We start from the raw sequence: 16,113 nt of genomic DNA, 5'->3' as shown, positions 1-16,113 counted from the left end.
CTTTACCTACAACGCTGACTGATCCACCCAGCTGCTCCGGGCCAAGCACACATAACCTGGGATCGTGCCACCTCTTTCCGACGCCGCGCTCAAACGCGATATTTGGCGACTCTCTTTCCCAGCCTTTCTCACCCTCGTAGCCGAACCACTCTTTCTTCTCGCAGATTCCGCGATCATCGGACATCTGGGAACTACTCCACTGGCAGGCTTAGCTGTTGCCACTACTGTCCTATCAACAGCCGTAGGAACTTTTGTTTTCTTGGCATATGCAACTACATCTGTCGTGGCGAGAAACATCGGAGCTGGGAAAATAAACCAAGCACTTCACAGCGGTGTCGACGGCATCTGGCTCGCACTGTTACTTGGTATAGCTACAGGTCTCTTTCTCAACATCTTCGCAGCACCCATCAGTGGCGCTTTTGGCGCTTCTCCCGCTGCCACAGATCAAAGCAGCATCTATCTGCAGATATCCGCCTGGGGCTTACCTAGCATGCTCGTCATACTGGCAGTAACAGGCCTACTTCGAGGTTTTAAAGACACCCAAACACCGCTAGTGGCTTCAACCGTAGCTTTCACCGCCAACATCATCCTCAACGTCACTTTCGTCCACGGCCTAAAAATGGGCATCGCAGGCGCAGCTTGCGGAACCGTTATATCCCAGACTGGTATGGCAATCGGACTCGTCTATGCATCTTTCAAAACAACCAGCGGCGAAAAAATCTCATTAAAACCCCACCTTGGACGCGTATTGAAGGCTGCTCTCGCTGGAACACCCCTACTTGTTCGAACACTCGCACTGAGGGGAGTTCTTCTCGCAACCACCTGGAGTGCAGCACAACTCGGTGACACCACCCTAGCCGCTCACCAACTCATAACATCCATATGGACATTCCTAATGTTCGCCCTTGACTCCTTGGCCATCGCAGGACAAACACTTGTCAGCCAAGATCTCGGAGCTAGCGAAACGCGAAAAGCGCGACACACCGTTAGTCTTCTCACTCGAGCAGCACTGCGCCTTGGACTCACCTTCAGCGTGCTTACTTTTATCGCCGCACCATTTGTCCCCACACTTTTCACACCCGACTACAACATTCATACAGCCGCACAAGCAGGATTACTAGTTATAGCCGCCCTACAGCCAATCGCCGCATATGCCTACTTACTTGACGGAATACTTATCGGAGCAGGAGACACCCCATGGCTTGCTCGCACACAAATACTGCTTCTCATTAGCTACCTACCCCTGATCTTTCTGCTCATTGCTTTCCGAAATGGTCTACAGGCTGCAGGCCCACCTGTTTCACTCGCAGCACTGTGGGTTATCTACTCGATTTTTATGGCCGCTCGCGCGGCTACACTCCACGCACGAGCACACTCCGACACATGGATGATCACTGGAGCTTAAACCGCATAACGAGGGGCGTGTCCCTGCTGACAGAGACACGCCCCTCGCTGCAATAAATCAAGCCTTAACGTTCAGCTTCACAGTCGCCTTAACTTCCGGATGCAGCGACACTGTAGCTGTGTGCATGCCAACAGACTTAACAGGCGTGGCGAACTCAACCTTGCGCTTGTCAATCGAAATACCACGCTGTGCCTTAGCCGCCTCAGCAACATCAGCCTGCGTGATAGAACCGAAAAGACGACCAGACTTTGTCGACTGCGCAATCAGGTTCAGCGGAGTTGCCTCAAGCTGCCCCTTCACACCCTTTGCCTGGTCAAGATCTTTAATCGCACGGGCCTCACGACCAGCGCGAAGCTGCTCAACTTCTTTAGCGCCACCCTTGGTCCACGGCGTAGCCAGACCACGAGGAAGCAGGTAGTTACGGCCATAGCCGTCCTTGACAGTGACAATGTCACCAGCAGCGCCGAGACCAGAAACCTCGTGCGTCAAAATGAGCTTCATAGCTATTCCTCCCTTACTCTCGCTCAGCGAGCCGAGCTCGTGTAGGGCAGAAGAGCCATTTCGCGAGCATTCTTCACTGCTTTCGCGATGAGGCGCTGTTCCTGCACGCTCACACCTGTGACGCGACGAGCACGGATCTTGCCGCGGTCCGAGATGAACTTACGAAGAAGCGCTGTGTCCTTGTAGTCGATGTTCTCGACCTTCGCCGCCTTAAGCGGATTTGCCTTGCGCTTCGGCTTACGCACTACGGGCTTAGCCATCGTGGTGCTCTCCCTTCTGGGTGAGCCCGGACATAGCAGTCCGGGATGGATACTACGAATAATTGAGTGTCGATCAGAACGGTGGCTCGTCGTAAGCCGGACCATTACTCCAGCCACCACGGTTGCCACCGGAAGGAGCCTGCTGACCCCCACCAGAACCCTGACCACCCGTCGCCCAAGGGTCGTTGTCTACAGGGCCACGGCTAGGCTGCGAAAATCCGCCACCACCATTGTGACCACCTTGAAAACCACCACCGTTGTTAAAACCGCCACCGCCACCGCGGCTGGTCTTCGTGACCTTAGCCGTAGCATAACGAAGAGAGGGAGCAACCTCATCTACCTGCAGCTCTAGTGCAGTGCGACGTGCACCGGTTTCTTTGTCATCCCAAGAGCGAGACTGCAGGCGACCAGTAACAATCACCCGATGCCCCTTCTCCAAGGATTCGGCAACGTTCTCAGCAGCGTCGCGCCAAACCGAACAACGCATGAACAACGTTTCACCATCACGCCATTCATTGTTGTTGCGATCAAACGTGCGAGGAGTAGATGCAACGGTAAAACTGGCGACCGCGGCCCCGGACGGAGTGAAACGCAGCTCGGGGTCGGCCGTTAGGTTGCCGATGAGCGTGATTACTGTTTCGCCGGCCATGGGCGGGTTCCTTTCGAATCGATTCAGGCTGCGTCGCGACGCAGCAACTTGGTACGCAGAATCGACTCAGACAAGCCGAGCTGACGGTCAAGCTCCTGCGCAACAGCCGACTCCGACGTGAAGTCGATGACGACGTAGACACCCTCAGAGTGCTTCTTAATGTCGTAGGCAAGACGACGACGGCCCCACACATCGACGTTATCGACGGTGCCACCAGCCTTAATCACGTTGATGTAACGCTCTAGAGAAGCGGTGATCGAACGCTCGTCGATCTCGGGGTCCACGATGATCATGATTTCGTACTTACGCATGCTCGTTAACCCACCTCCTTTGGTCTTGTTCGGTCACGGTCGATCCGTGACAGGAGGGTTGAGTGCGTTGTTCACCTGTACCGACGCACCAACAAGCATCAGCACCGAGCCCCACCAGAAAAACTGAAGAGGCCGCCACCTCCGACTACCGACACGCGCAACCTATTCGAAGAGTAAGCAGCCGGGCCCTAAGGGCAGGGAGACGAGTGAACATCACCAGAATACCTGGCTTAGACAGCCACGGACGAATCCGGCACCCCCATGTGAAAAACACACAACCCCACAAGGGAACTGACTACTCCTCATTTCCTCATTGGCTCAAAAAGTAATCACGAGCCTGTCTGAACGCCCCGCTGCCACACCAGCAACATCATCTGGCTCCGTCACCAAAGCATCGTTCGCAGGAGCCTGGCGCACTGAACGACGCGTGATAGCCCGCGAAAAACATGACCAACCAACCAGAAGAAGAACTGCCACGCGAACCACTAAAAACAAGGCATACCACCCCTCAGGCAAAGCCCGCGATGGCTCAGTTTGCAATGGTAAGTGCATCCATACCATGACGAAATACACGCACTCAGACAAAGACCACACCGCAAAGACCTTCCAGGGCAAACGCGCCAAAGCAACCAATGGCAACAACAGCAAAGCCCATTGAGGAGAAAGCGCCTTAGAAAACAACGCCACCACGACCATCATTACCGCAGCAACCTCAGCGATCATGGGACGCCGTGGCAGCGACAACATCATGAAAGCCCCTACCGTAAGCGCGCATACCCATCCTGTAATCGCCACCACCGACGCGACTACTGGCGACAAAGGCACACGAAGAAGAGTGAAGAGATACTGCAATGAACCAAACTCTGCCTCAGCACCAAGCCACCACTCATAGGGACCGAAAACCCTGAAACCACACACAGCAAAAACACCCAGACCAGCCGCTGCACCCACGACAGCCACAAAACTTAAGCGTCGAGCAGCAGCATAAGCTCCCGCCCGCACAGCAGAGAACACCACCGCCGCCAACACAATCAAGGCATAACTACGCGAACAAATTGCAAGAGCAAACACTGCCCCCGAGAGGACAACTCTCTCACGACTCCAAAAAAACAAAGCAACCGAAACCAAAAACACCCCGACCAACTCCGGCCCAACAAGAACCACAGTGATCAGCAAAGGACTAAACGCAACCATCCATACCCGCCATGGGTCGCGCCGCGCTGTCAGCACAGTGACAACCACCAACCCCATCGCCAAGATCGATGCCACAACAGACCAAGCCGCGACAAAATCCACCGATCTGCCACTAGAAACCGCAAAAAAGGACAGCAGCCACAACAGCACCCCCGTTCCCAAAGGTTCTGACAGCGACAGCTCACCTTCATAAGGAAAAGCCGCCGAAGACAAACCACTAGTCACAAACATCGTCGGCAAATCCGAATAGCACGCACGCCAAAAAACCGACGACCCAGCCCAGCCATGAGTAAAGCAATGCGCCTTCTGCAACACTCCCAGAGCCACCATCACTGCAGCCATAAAGCTCAACACCGCAGCTACTGGCTGCCATGCTGGGACTAAACGCCCAGACCATCGCCCCTTCTTCACTTCAACAACAGGCAATCTGGCATAGCGACCAAGTGGACCACCTAACACCGAGTTCTCATCACGAGAACCCTGCACCGATGACAACTGCTCAGGCGCCGAGGCGCTCGCATCACCCTGAGAGCTCATAGAAGAACCCTACTTGCTAACAAAGAAGCCCCCAGTAGTGCTTTGGCTCCGGTCGAGATATCTCGACCGGAGCCAAAGCACTACTCCTCCAAACGGGAGGCCCCACCGCTGATATAGCCTCCCGGCTCACGCGGTGACTGTTCGCCATCAGAATCACCCGGGTCCGGGCGACTAGGTCTGTCTTTACCTCGACCGCGGTCAGAGCTGCTACCGCCACGTGTCGGTGCTGGAGAATGCGTTCCTGTAGGAACGCCCGTCGGCTTGGGCTCTTTCCCGTTGCTGTCGTCCGTTGTCGGGCTTTCACCCGGCTTAGTCGTAGCAGTGGTCGAGGTCCCGGTCGGAGTGGCAGGCGGAGTGCTCTCCGACCAAGACGGCACCTGAGAGTCACCAATTCCTACACGTTCAGGGAAAGCAATGACATGTTTCCCTTCCATGAAACGGCGCATATAGCCCATCCAGATACTCACTGGATAAGTTCCACCCGTTAGCTCGGCCTTGCCGCCGATTCCATGCATCGGCTGCGGAATACCCTTCTCATCAGGCATATACAGAGCCACAGCTGTAGATGCCTGTGGAGTAAATCCACCGAACCAAACTGCCTTCGAATTATCCGTGGTTCCTGTTTTCCCAGCAGCCGGGAACCAAAGGCCAGATGCTTTCTTAGCCGTACCTTCGTCAGACAAAACCCGCCGCATAGCTTCGATCGTGTCTGCAGCCACAGCTTCACTAATCACCCGAGTCGGCGAAGGCGAAGCCACATACTCTTTCATGACTCCAACATTGTCGTTAACCGACTTTACAATGTACGGTTCCGCCTTCATGCCTTTCGCGGCAATAGTTGCATATGCGTTCGCCAGGTCAATAACACGGATGGAAGCTGTTCCAAAGACATTCGAACCTGAAGCAACCAAGTCTGGAGAATTCTCAGGGATCCCGAGCTTTACCATCATGTCTTTTGTCTTTTGTGGACCAACCTTAAAGTTCAATTCAGCAAACGCTGTATTCACAGAGTGAGCCAAGGCCTGCCGAACAGAAACATTTCCATAACTGACATTTGCATAGTTCCGAACATCCCACGGCTCCGCGCCCGTGATTTCCGAGCCAAAAGTATGCGGACTGTCTCCATGAAGCACTGTCCGCGTACTGATTTCCTGCTCCAAAGCCGCAGCGACAGCAAAAACCTTGAATGTAGATCCAGCCTGCAACTGCGCCTGATGCGCAGCAGAGTATGGGTTCTTCGAGAAGTTCGAACCGCCATACAAAGCTTGAATTGCACCGTCACCAGGCTTAATGCTCACCAGACCCGTGCGAATACGAGCCTCACCTGGCTTATTATTCTCCACCGATTGAATAGCATTGTCCTGAGCCTTCTTATCGATAGTGGTCACTACACGAAGGCCACCACGCTCCAGCTCTGCCTCTCCAATACCAGCCTTACTCACCAGCTCATCACGGGCCAACGCAACCAGGTACCCACCCGGGCCACCCAAAGAAACCTTGCGCTTAGGGGCAACTGTCTGAGGAACAGACACATTCCGCGCCTCCTCAGCCGATATCCACCCCTCTTCAAGCATTCCATCAACCACATACTTCATACGGCTCTTCAGGCGCCCAACGGTCTTCTCCCCATTTGAAGGATCAAAGTTTCCCGGAGACTGAATAATCGAAGCCAAGAAGATCGCTTCAGAAGTGGACAAATTCTTGACATCTTTGTTGAAGTACGCCTGCGATGCAGCCTGAACACCGTAAGAAAGTCGACCAAAATAAATAGTGTTTAGATAGTCAGTCAGGATCTGATCTTTGGACATCTCCTGCTCAAGCTTTAATGCAATAACCAGCTCCTTACCCTTACGAGCAAAAGTCTGATCGTGCGTCAAGAAATAATTTTTGACATACTGCTGGGTAATAGTAGATCCACCCTGGGTCGGCCCACCTGTAACCATCGCCACTACTGCGCGACCAAGGCCAATAAAAGAGACACCTGGGTTTTCATAAAAACTACGATCCTCAGCAGCCAAGACAGCTTTCTGCAGAAGCTTTGGCATCTGGTCCTGCGTAACCGAGACACGGTTTACGCTACTGGTACGACCAATCTCAGTCTTACCATCCGAATAGTAGAAAATCGACGTTTCCTGCTTAGCAACTTCGTTGGCATTAGGCACCTTAATAGCCACGAAGGCGAAAACCACTCCTGCAATTGCAAGAACAATCAGGCTCAGAACAAGAGCAGAAAACACCTTAAGGGCACGGAAACGACCCTTGCGGACCTTGCCGCCTCTACCGACGACGACGCGAGATCTCACGTCACTCCCCTCCGGACCCCCAGGTAGGGATCAACTACCTTAACCGCCCCAGTATGACCGGCGAATCATGACAACGCACGCCCACGTTTATTCTTCTTCCTCCCAAAGCAACTCAGCCAACAACACGTCAAACTCAGCCAACAACACGTCACACAAGAAAACCCACATTCTCAAAGGAGCCCTCCAGCACATACTTGGCGGTAACTCCCTCTCACGGAAGACTCCATCACATGACATTCGTAATCTCTTCTGACCTCGTTGCCCACGTCCTTCACATCAACATCCATGAAGGCGACAAGGTAACTGCAGGACAAGAAATCGCACTCCTAGAATCCATGAAGATGGAGATCCCCGTCATCGCAGAACACAACGGAACTATCACCGCAGTCAAGGTCATAGCAGGAGACGTCATCCAAGAAGGCGACGTCATCGCCATCCTTGAGTAATAATCACCACACTTCACACAAATCAATCACGGTTCTCTGGCTGATCTGCCCACCACAAACGAAGCCGCTCAGACACAGCCTCGCGGCCAATCAGCCCTTCCTCCAGCCGAATCTCCAAAGCCTGCTTATACGCCCTGCCCAGCAACGGGCCCGGCTCAATTCCCAACAACTCAGCAATCTCATTACCATTCAGCTCCGGCCGAACAGCCTTCAATTCCTCCTCGGCCATCAACTTTTCAATACGAGACTCAAGAGCGTCATAAGCCTGCCGCAAACGCGCCGCCTTACGACGATTACGCGTAGTGCAATCAGCCCGAGTCAACCGATGCAACCTTTGCAACAGAGAGCCCGCATCCGTCACATAGCGCCGTACAGCAGAGTCGGTCCACTCACCGTCGGCATATCCATGGAACCGCAAATGCAACTCCACCAACCGAGCAACTGCCTTAATCGTCTCCTTATCGAACCTCAATGCACGCATACGTTTACGCGTCATTTTCGCCCCGACAATTTCATGATGGTGGAAGCTAACGCCCCCACCCTCCTCAAATTTCCTCGTTGGCGGCTTACCAATATCGTGAAAAATCGCTGCCAACCGCAAAACCAAATCCGGACGAGGAACCACAGACCCCTCCCCAGGTTCCTGCTCCAAATCCACCGCCTGCTGCAACACCATCAACGTGTGCTCATACACATCCTTATGACGCCGATGCTCATCCACCGTCGACCGCAAAACCGAAAACTCCGGAAGCATGCGGTCTGCCAAACCTGTCTCAACTAAAACCCGCAACCCCGCAACCGGATGCTCTGCCAATACCAACTTGCAGAACTCATCACGAATTCTCTCAGCAGAGACAATCTCCAAAGAATCAGCAGCCTCCACCATCGCCGAACGAACACCCTCATCCAGCTCAAAACCCAACTGCGCAACAAAACGAGCCCCACGCATCATCCGCAATGGATCATCCGCAAAAGACACCTCCGGTGCTGATGGCGTCCGTAAACGCTTTGCCAGTAAGTCATCCAACCCACCGTGCGGATCAACAAACTCCAGCCCAGGCAACCGCAAAGCCATCGCGTTCACCGTGAAATCACGACGAACCAAATCCTCCACCAAACTGTCACCAAAACACACCACCGGCTTACGCGACTCATGGTCATACGCATCAGCCCGATACGTCGTCACCTCAACCGTCACATCACCCAAACGCGCAGCAATAGTGCCGAATTCACGCCCCAAATCCCACGTAGCATCACCCCACGCACGAAGAATTCTTTCCGAATCATCAGGACGCGCCGAAGTCGTCAAATCCAAATCAGGAGCATCACGCCCCAAAAAAGCATCCCGCACCGGCCCCCCAACCAGTGCTAACTCGAACCCCTCAGCCGCAAACCTCCCACCGAGGTCGAGAAGAACAGGCAAATGCGGCGTCAGCCGAGAAATGGCCTCGCGCAAAGCAGGATCAATATGGTGGACCGACACGGCACGCAAGGATAGCCGCAGCCACACCACCCCCGCCCCTCAGCACACCCTCAACAAAGCCAGACGCCAGCCCCGTTCAACAGCCTCAATACACAAACACACACAATCACCGCGTCACACGCCACCACAAAACAGCAGGTCAACAACCAATACGCCACTAACTCATCACCAAAGAGCCCGTATGAGTGCGGTTGCCAAATACCTCGTTAGAATCAAAAGATGACCACCGCACCGCGACCGAGCCGCCCCGTGCGGCGCGTCCCCGCAGTGCTCGAACGCTCCGCCGGAGGCATAGTCGTCGACGTCCAACAAGGCCAAGCCCATATCGCCGTCATCGCACGCCGCAACCGCGCAGGACGCGTCGAATGGTGCCTTCCCAAAGGGCACCAAGAAGGTGACGAAACACTAGAACAAACAGCGGAGCGCGAAGTTGCTGAAGAAACAGGAATCCAAGGACGCGTCCTAACAACCTTGGGCACCATTGACTACTGGTTCTCCACCCATGACCGCCGCGTACACAAAGTAGTCCACCACTACCTCCTCGAAGCCACAGGAGGCGGGCTCACCGTCGAAAACGACCCAGACCACGAAGCATTCGCCGTCGCATGGTTCCCCCTCCACCGCGTACAAGAACAACTCACGTTCCCCAACGAACGCCGAATCGCCCAACTCGCCTGGGAACGACTCGCCGGAACCCCATGAGCAAACACACACACCGCGCACTCACCGCACTCATCCTGGCCACCATCTTCACCAGCATTTCCACACCAGCGGCCACACCCAACGAACGCAACAGCACCCAAAACCCCCTCGAACTCGCCCTCACACGAGTCACTCCCACCATCGCCACCCCCGGAGAACCCATTACTATCCGCGCAACACTGACAAACCGCGGAAACAAACCACTACCCAACATCCAAATACGCGCACTCCTCGGCAACCAGAAACTCACCACACGCAGCGAAATCAATACCTACACCACAAGCAACAAACCCCTGGACACCACCCACGTAGCCACAAGCAAAACCCCCATCACCCTCCCACCTGGCAAAACCCAAACCGCCACCCTCACCATCGACGGCAACAACATCACCACCACCAACGCCTACGACATACGTCCCCTCATCCTCGAAGCCGCCAACCCCACCACAACCACAACCACACGCTCATTCCTGCCCACCCACACCCGCAAGGAATACCAACCTCTCCAACTCGGATTCCTCATACCACTCACCACCGACCCAGACCCCCACCTCGTCACCGCAACAGGAGAAGAACTCGACAAAGCCTGGACGGAATTCGCAGGCCCAGGAAGCCGTATCGATAACATCCTCAACGGCACCAAAGGACACACCACCACCTACGCACTCGACCCCACCCTCCTAGCCCCAAACACCACCCCACCAGCCACAAAGAACACAGACACCCCCGACACACCAACACAACTCACCAAAAACATCACCAAAAACATCACCACCCCAACCTCAACCATCTGGCAACTCCCCCCCACCGACCCAGACATCGACCCACTCACCACAACCGACGCAAACCCCAACCTCCTCAAAGCGATCGGAAAAACCAACCCCCAACTCGGCAAACTCCTCACCGAAACTGGCGCGCCCCCCGAACAAGCACGCGCAGCAGACACCGCCCCCCTACTTGCCTGGCCTATCGACAACGCCCTCACCACTCAACAGCGAACCACCATCAATAACGCGCTACACCCCCGCAACAAACAGAATCCCACCACCTACATCACCGACAACACACACATAGACCCCGACCCAGACCGCACAGGCCCAGCCTCCCGCCGCACCCCCAAGGGAAACCCCCTCCTCGTATCAGACAGCGGCCTCAACAACCTTTTCAACCGCGCCACCAACCCCACACACACCGGCGAAATCACCCAACAATTCCTCGCCGAAACACTCACCCTCCTCTCCCAAAACCCAAGCAAACCCCGCGACGTCCTCGTCACAGCCCCCGAGGGTTCAACCCAAACCCCAACACCCTCCACACCCTCCTAACCGACATATCCAATACACCCTGGATCACCCTCACCAACACCAACGACTTCCTTCACCGCACCAACGAGCCCCAAACACCAACCACAGAACCCCCCAACCACACCCCCAACAACAACAGCCCCATCACTCCAAACACCATCGAGGACATTCTCGACGCCAAGCGCCACCTCAACGGCCTCGAAACCGTCCTCACCCCAACCAACAAATCCACCCTCATTCCCACCACGACCACCACACACGCCCTCGCCTCAGCCCGCTGGCGAGGACACCCCACACAACACGACACCGCACTCACCACAACCACCGACCGCATCCACACCCTTACCACCGGCGTCAACGTCCTACCAAGTACCGTCAACTTCCTTGCAGACTCCGGCGTACTCCAAGTCACCATAGTCAACAACCTCGACGTAGCTGTTCACGACGTACGACTCATCCTCGAACCTGACCAACGAACACCCAGACTCCACATAACCCAACCAACTCCCCTGTCTATCTCTCCCAAAAGCCGCACCACCGTCAAAGTACCCGTCGAAGCAATAGCAGCAGGACTCGTCCCCATCTCCACCCACTTACAAACCGCAGCCGGAACTAGGCTCGGCACCGACGCCACCGTCAAAGTACGAGTCCAACCCAGCGGCGGCATCACTATCACTATCGGCGCCATACTCGTTGCGCTCATATTTACCTTCGGCCTCGCACGAACCATCCGCCGAGGCCGCACACGCGTCACCGACGCCGACATCAAAGGGGTCGACCTGGAATGAGCAGCTCCAACGGCAGCCTCGCACGCGCCAGCGCCCTCATGGCATCAGGAAGCCTCGTCTCCCGCGTACTCGGACTCGCTCGTCAATCCATGATCCTCGCAGTCTTTGGGCTCACCCTCGCCGGAGACTCCTGGGCCGTCGCAAACATGCTGCCCAACACCATCTACACACTCTTAGCTGGCGGCGTTATCAACGCTGTCCTCGTTCCACAAATCGCAGCAGCACAAAAAAACCCCGACGGTGGACAGGAATACCTCGATAAACTCATCACTCTGTCTATCCTCGTACTTCTCGGCGTAACCGCCATCTGCATACCCCTCATTCCCTTCCTCGTTAACCTCCTCTCCAGCGCTAACTGGGACGAACCCACCTACGGCCTCTCCGTGGCATTCAGCTACATCTGTATGCCAGCCATCTTTTTTTACGGCCTCTACGCCATCCTCGGTCAAGTCCTCAACGCCCGAGAAAAATTCGGGTGGTTCATGTGGTCACCAGTGCTTTGCAACATTGTCTGGATCGTCGCCCTGGGATGGTTCATCAACGCCTACGGGCGCGGAAACGGTGACCCCACCACCTTCACTCCCGCCATGATCGCCCTTCTGGGAGGCTCCCTCACACTCGGTGTCGCGCTCCAAGCAATCGTCCTCATATGGCCTCTCCACCGAAGTGGATTCCGCTACCGCCCCCGCTTTGGTTTCAGAGGAGTCGGCCTCGGAGCAGTCGGACGCGTCGCCGGATGGACATTTGCCTCCTTGGCCGTCGCCCAACTTGGCCTCATCATTCAAACACGAGTCCTCACTTCAGTCGCCCAGTACTATCCAGGAAAAATTGCCTACGACCAGGCATTTCTCCTCTTCATGACTCCCCACGGACTCATCACTGTCTCCTTAGCCACCGCGCTTTTCACCTCTATGGCCAAAGCCGTAGCCATCGACGACAGAGACACAATCCGAAGTGACCTCCGGCGAGGTGCCAACCTCATCGGCGTAACAACGATCCCCATCGCGTTCGGCACCCTTGCTATCGGAACTGCACTCACCGGACTGATCTTCCTCGGAAATTCACGAGAAGCCACTGACGCAATCGGATACCTCACCATGGCCATGATGCTCGGCCTGCCCGCTTACGGCGTCTACTACCTTTGCCAACGAGCTTTCCTTGCACACAGCGATGCCCGAACTCCTTTTCGTATGCAAGTTCTCAACACCAGCATCGGAACAGTGCTCACTATCGCCGCTCTACTCCTCACTGATGAATGGCGCGGAGTAGCAGCAGCTGGAGCCCAAGCAATTGCCAACATCATTAGCGCAATCATCGCGACCATGTGGGTCCAACAACGCATGGGCCGTCTCCGCATGTACCGCATTACCCGCACATGGGTACGCGTCATAGTCGCGTGTATACCCGCAACGCTCGCTAGTTACGCTGCTTTCTTGGCTATCGAAAACATCATCCCCATCCGGGCCCTCGAATCCACCTTGAAAGTCGCCCTGGGGTCCGCGATCTTTATCCCGATATACCTCATCGGGGCACACCGGATGCGCATCGACGAAGTAAAACAAATCACTCAGCTGATCACGACTCGCCTACCAAAACGCAAGCCAACACACGGCCAGGCCTAGACTGTCCCACAAGCCCAGCAAGGGGACGCGACCGCCCATTCCGGCCCACCGCCACAATGCGGTCGAAAAAGACACCGCCGCAAGACGCGGCACCGTGAAGAAATCGACCTAGGACAAGGCAGGTGCCGTGCAGGGCGTAGGAGCAGGACAAGTCGTTGCAGGACGGTATCGGCTCAACAACCGTCGAGCCCGAATCGGCGACATAGATGTATGGGCCGCCACTGATGACACCCTAGGACGAGAAGTCGAAGTCACTGTTCTTCCAACCTCGCATCCTCAAGCCCAAGAAATCGTCAAAGCCGCACGCAATTCAGCCGCAATTGCCGATCACCGACTTGTGCGCGTACTTGATGTTGGTTCCGATATCCGCATGAGTTGGGTCGTCGAAGAATCTCTCGCAGACATGCGTACCCTCGCCCAGCTTCTAGAAACTGGTCCTCTCCCCCCCGAAGAGGGACGTCGCATTGCCGGTGAAATCGCTACCGCACTCACCACAGCCGCACGCCGCAATGTTCACCATCTCCACCTCACCCCTCACGCTATTCGCATCACAGACAGCGGACTCGTAAAAATTGCGGGACTTGCAGTCGCTGACGCTATCGCTGGCGGAAACGAAAACTTCAACACCGAAGATGCACAACGCACTGATGCTTGCGCCATCGTTGCCCTCATGTATGCAGCCATCACTGCACGGTGGCCTCTTCCCAGTCCTGTACGAGGACTTGACACAGCTCCCCGCGTCGGAACAGCGATCGCAGTGCCCTCCGAACTAGTAAGCGCGGTTCCTCCTGAAATCGATGCGGTCTGCCGAAGTACTCTCAACCACAATTCTGGCCCTGTAACTCCTGCTGAAGTCGCAGCACAATTACGTCCTTGGTCCAGCGTTCGCGTCACTAAAGCTTCTCATTCCAAAAACACGGAAAAAACAACCGAAACCACACCAGACGCAACGCCATCTAACAAGAGCGCTTCCTCAATCACCACTCGCCTAAAAGACCGAAAAAATGAACGTATTGCTGCAGAACGACGTGACCTTGAAGAACGACGATCTGACCCTTCATATCTAAACATCCGCGAAGCACTCGCGGTCGGCACTGGCACCGACAACGAAAATGCCATCGCTCCAGGTTTTGCTGCGCCCTCATACAAAGACGGAAAATATGCGCGCCCTATCGTCGCGGTAGTTTTAGCAGGAATACTCCTTGCTACTGCCGCAGCTATACCCGTACTTATTAACACGATTCCGGAATCCACTACTAGTGCAACACCAACGACACCTGCACCAGCGAAACCTGCAACCCCTAATGCTTCAGCTACTCATACCGATAACTCAACTCCTATCGCTATATCACATGTAAGATCTTTTGACCCCCAAGGCGACGGGGCAGAGAACGAAAATCAAACACATCGAGCAACTGATCAAAATACGTCATCTGAGTGGCATACCGAAGGATATGACTCTCCTGACATTATTGGTGGGAACAAACGTGGAGTAGGACTTGTACTTAAATTACAAGATCAGAGATCAATTAAAGGCGTAAAAATCAACGGCCGCCAGGGGCAATCAATCACTGTATTATCGAATAACTCAAGCTCCATCGAAGGAGCCACGGAAATCGGGAAAGTAGAAAATGCACCAAAAGGTGAAAGCGATATTCGCGCTAGCAGCACTGAACCTGCCCAATACCTGATTGTGCTCCTCACTAAGTTGCCCCAAGGAGAAGACGGCCGATACCGCGGCAGCATCTCAGAAATCACGGTCTACTAACACGCACACTTCTCGGGGAACCCGGAATAGAGCCTGTACGTCCTTCATGTGAAACCGATCGGGGAAAATCCCCAAACTTACCACCACCGGGAGGAGGACGGAATGAGGCACAATTACCCCGAAGACGAGGAAATCCGCCGACTTCTGGCGTCAGCACACACGCCTCAAACGCCCGCAGGCCTCACCCAACGTCTAAAAAAAGCTGTTTCACAGGAACAGTTATCCTCACAAAATCGAAAAATCCCACCACCACCTATTCCTAACCGTTTGCACGGCAGATCTAGGTTACCGGTCCCTCTCCTGGTGAGCTTTTCACTACTACTTGCAGCTATCGGAACAACTCTGCTTGTCACTGCGGGGATGACTCAGTTAGATACTCAAAGTCGCATGACGACAACGCTCGCGCAAGAAGGCATTCCACTCACCGAGCGCTCTGCCCCCATCCCGGAACCTTCCAAAGCTGTGGCTGCGCTATCTGCACCTCATAACTCTCCACCTGTCGAGACTTCTCAATCAACCCCAACAAAAGATAGTCAAATCCTTTCGAGACAAATACTTAATTGCCTCAGACATCTTCGTATTGACGTTAATGAAGTTGAGCAGGTAGAGATCGCACCGTACAACGGCATCACAGCTGCTTTTGTCACCACAAACACCCAAGGGCAACGACGCCTGCGCGTGATCGATCCAGCATGCCCTGTTTTCAGAAGCCCTGTCCTTTTGGAAGAGGAAACAACAGCAGATCCTGTCTCCAACAGTAAGAACGCCGCATCTAACAGACGCCTGGAATAGGTCTACCCTCATAATCGTTGAGCGGGTAAATAACTTTTCCAGCGCGTT

The 16,113-nt window shown here is 54.8% G+C and carries 15 protein-coding genes; 8 read left to right on the top strand and 7 right to left on the bottom strand.

Annotation, left to right across the window (positions count from 1 at the left end; translation table 11 throughout):
• Positions 1 to 64 precede the first annotated feature (64 nt).
• A complete protein-coding gene (locus DXZ77_RS10475; protein ID WP_258553273.1) occupies positions 65 to 1,405 on the top strand; it encodes an MATE family efflux transporter in 1,341 nt (446 codons plus the stop codon).
• A gap of 57 nt (positions 1,406 to 1,462) precedes the next feature.
• Here the strand turns inward: DXZ77_RS10475 and rplI are convergent, their stop codons facing one another.
• The 6 genes from rplI to DXZ77_RS10440 all read right to left on the bottom strand — a co-directional run bounded on the left by rplI (position 1,463) and on the right by DXZ77_RS10440 (position 7,160).
• On the bottom strand, positions 1,463 to 1,906 hold the full coding sequence (rplI, locus tag DXZ77_RS10470; protein WP_028327195.1) for a 50S ribosomal protein L9: 444 nt from the start codon (positions 1,904 to 1,906) through the stop codon (positions 1,463 to 1,465).
• A gap of 23 nt (positions 1,907 to 1,929) precedes the next feature.
• The gene (gene rpsR, locus DXZ77_RS10465) at positions 1,930 to 2,166 is read right to left on the bottom strand and encodes a 30S ribosomal protein S18 (RefSeq protein WP_028327196.1); all 237 of its coding nucleotides are present in this window, start codon (positions 2,164 to 2,166) and stop codon (positions 1,930 to 1,932) included.
• A 73-nt stretch (positions 2,167 to 2,239) separates the two neighbouring features.
• Positions 2,240 to 2,815: a single-stranded DNA-binding protein gene (locus tag DXZ77_RS10460; protein WP_028327197.1), complete on the bottom strand. Its 576-nt coding sequence runs from the start codon at positions 2,813 to 2,815 to the stop codon at positions 2,240 to 2,242.
• A 23-nt stretch (positions 2,816 to 2,838) separates the two neighbouring features.
• Positions 2,839 to 3,126, bottom strand: a complete 288-nt coding sequence (rpsF, locus tag DXZ77_RS10455; protein WP_028327198.1) for a 30S ribosomal protein S6 — start codon at positions 3,124 to 3,126, stop codon at positions 2,839 to 2,841.
• A 318-nt stretch (positions 3,127 to 3,444) separates the two neighbouring features.
• Positions 3,445 to 4,857, bottom strand: coding sequence for a glycosyltransferase family protein (locus tag DXZ77_RS11935; RefSeq protein ID WP_147279278.1), 1,413 nt, complete (start codon positions 4,855 to 4,857; stop codon positions 3,445 to 3,447).
• Positions 4,858 to 4,937: 80 nt separating this feature from the next.
• Positions 4,938 to 7,160, bottom strand: a complete 2,223-nt coding sequence (locus tag DXZ77_RS10440) for a transglycosylase domain-containing protein (protein WP_115032015.1) — start codon at positions 7,158 to 7,160, stop codon at positions 4,938 to 4,940.
• Between the two features lie 230 nt (positions 7,161 to 7,390).
• Between DXZ77_RS10440 and DXZ77_RS10435 the strand changes: the two genes are divergently transcribed.
• Positions 7,391 to 7,606 (top strand): biotin/lipoyl-binding carrier protein, encoded by a 216-nt coding sequence (locus DXZ77_RS10435; RefSeq protein ID WP_115032013.1) that lies wholly within the window; start codon positions 7,391 to 7,393, stop codon positions 7,604 to 7,606.
• Positions 7,607 to 7,628: 22 nt separating this feature from the next.
• Here the strand turns inward: DXZ77_RS10435 and DXZ77_RS10430 are convergent, their stop codons facing one another.
• A complete protein-coding gene (locus DXZ77_RS10430; RefSeq protein WP_258553270.1) occupies positions 7,629 to 9,089 on the bottom strand; it encodes a CCA tRNA nucleotidyltransferase in 1,461 nt (486 codons plus the stop codon).
• A gap of 219 nt (positions 9,090 to 9,308) precedes the next feature.
• On the opposite strand from DXZ77_RS10430, the gene DXZ77_RS10425 reads away from it, so the two are divergent.
• The 6 genes from DXZ77_RS10425 (at position 9,309) to DXZ77_RS11920 (ending at position 16,065) form a co-directional block, all read left to right on the top strand.
• Complete coding sequence (locus DXZ77_RS10425) at positions 9,309 to 9,791, top strand: NUDIX hydrolase (RefSeq protein ID WP_028327202.1); 483 nt, start codon at positions 9,309 to 9,311, stop codon at positions 9,789 to 9,791.
• Complete coding sequence (locus tag DXZ77_RS12530) at positions 9,788 to 11,116, top strand: hypothetical protein (RefSeq protein ID WP_115032011.1); 1,329 nt, start codon at positions 9,788 to 9,790, stop codon at positions 11,114 to 11,116. Before DXZ77_RS10425 ends, DXZ77_RS12530 begins: the two co-directional genes overlap by 4 nt.
• A complete protein-coding gene (locus DXZ77_RS12745) occupies positions 11,002 to 11,883 on the top strand; it encodes a DUF6049 family protein (protein WP_371667528.1) in 882 nt (293 codons plus the stop codon). Before DXZ77_RS12530 ends, DXZ77_RS12745 begins: the two co-directional genes overlap by 115 nt.
• The gene (gene murJ / locus DXZ77_RS10415) at positions 11,880 to 13,505 is read left to right on the top strand and encodes a murein biosynthesis integral membrane protein MurJ (protein ID WP_115032009.1); all 1,626 of its coding nucleotides are present in this window, start codon (positions 11,880 to 11,882) and stop codon (positions 13,503 to 13,505) included. The genes DXZ77_RS12745 and murJ overlap by 4 nt, the downstream gene beginning before the upstream one ends.
• Before the next feature lie 127 nt (positions 13,506 to 13,632).
• Positions 13,633 to 15,273, top strand: coding sequence for a protein kinase family protein (locus tag DXZ77_RS10410; protein ID WP_115032007.1), 1,641 nt, complete (start codon positions 13,633 to 13,635; stop codon positions 15,271 to 15,273).
• A gap of 102 nt (positions 15,274 to 15,375) precedes the next feature.
• A complete protein-coding gene (locus tag DXZ77_RS11920) occupies positions 15,376 to 16,065 on the top strand; it encodes a hypothetical protein (RefSeq protein WP_147279275.1) in 690 nt (229 codons plus the stop codon).
• Positions 16,066 to 16,113: the final 48 nt, after the last annotated feature.

Origin of the sequence: Dermatophilus congolensis, from assembly GCF_900447215.1 — a bacterium.
Classification (GTDB): Bacteria; Actinomycetota; Actinomycetes; order Actinomycetales; family Dermatophilaceae; genus Dermatophilus; species Dermatophilus congolensis_A.
This window is presented reverse-complemented; position numbering and strand designations above follow the sequence as displayed.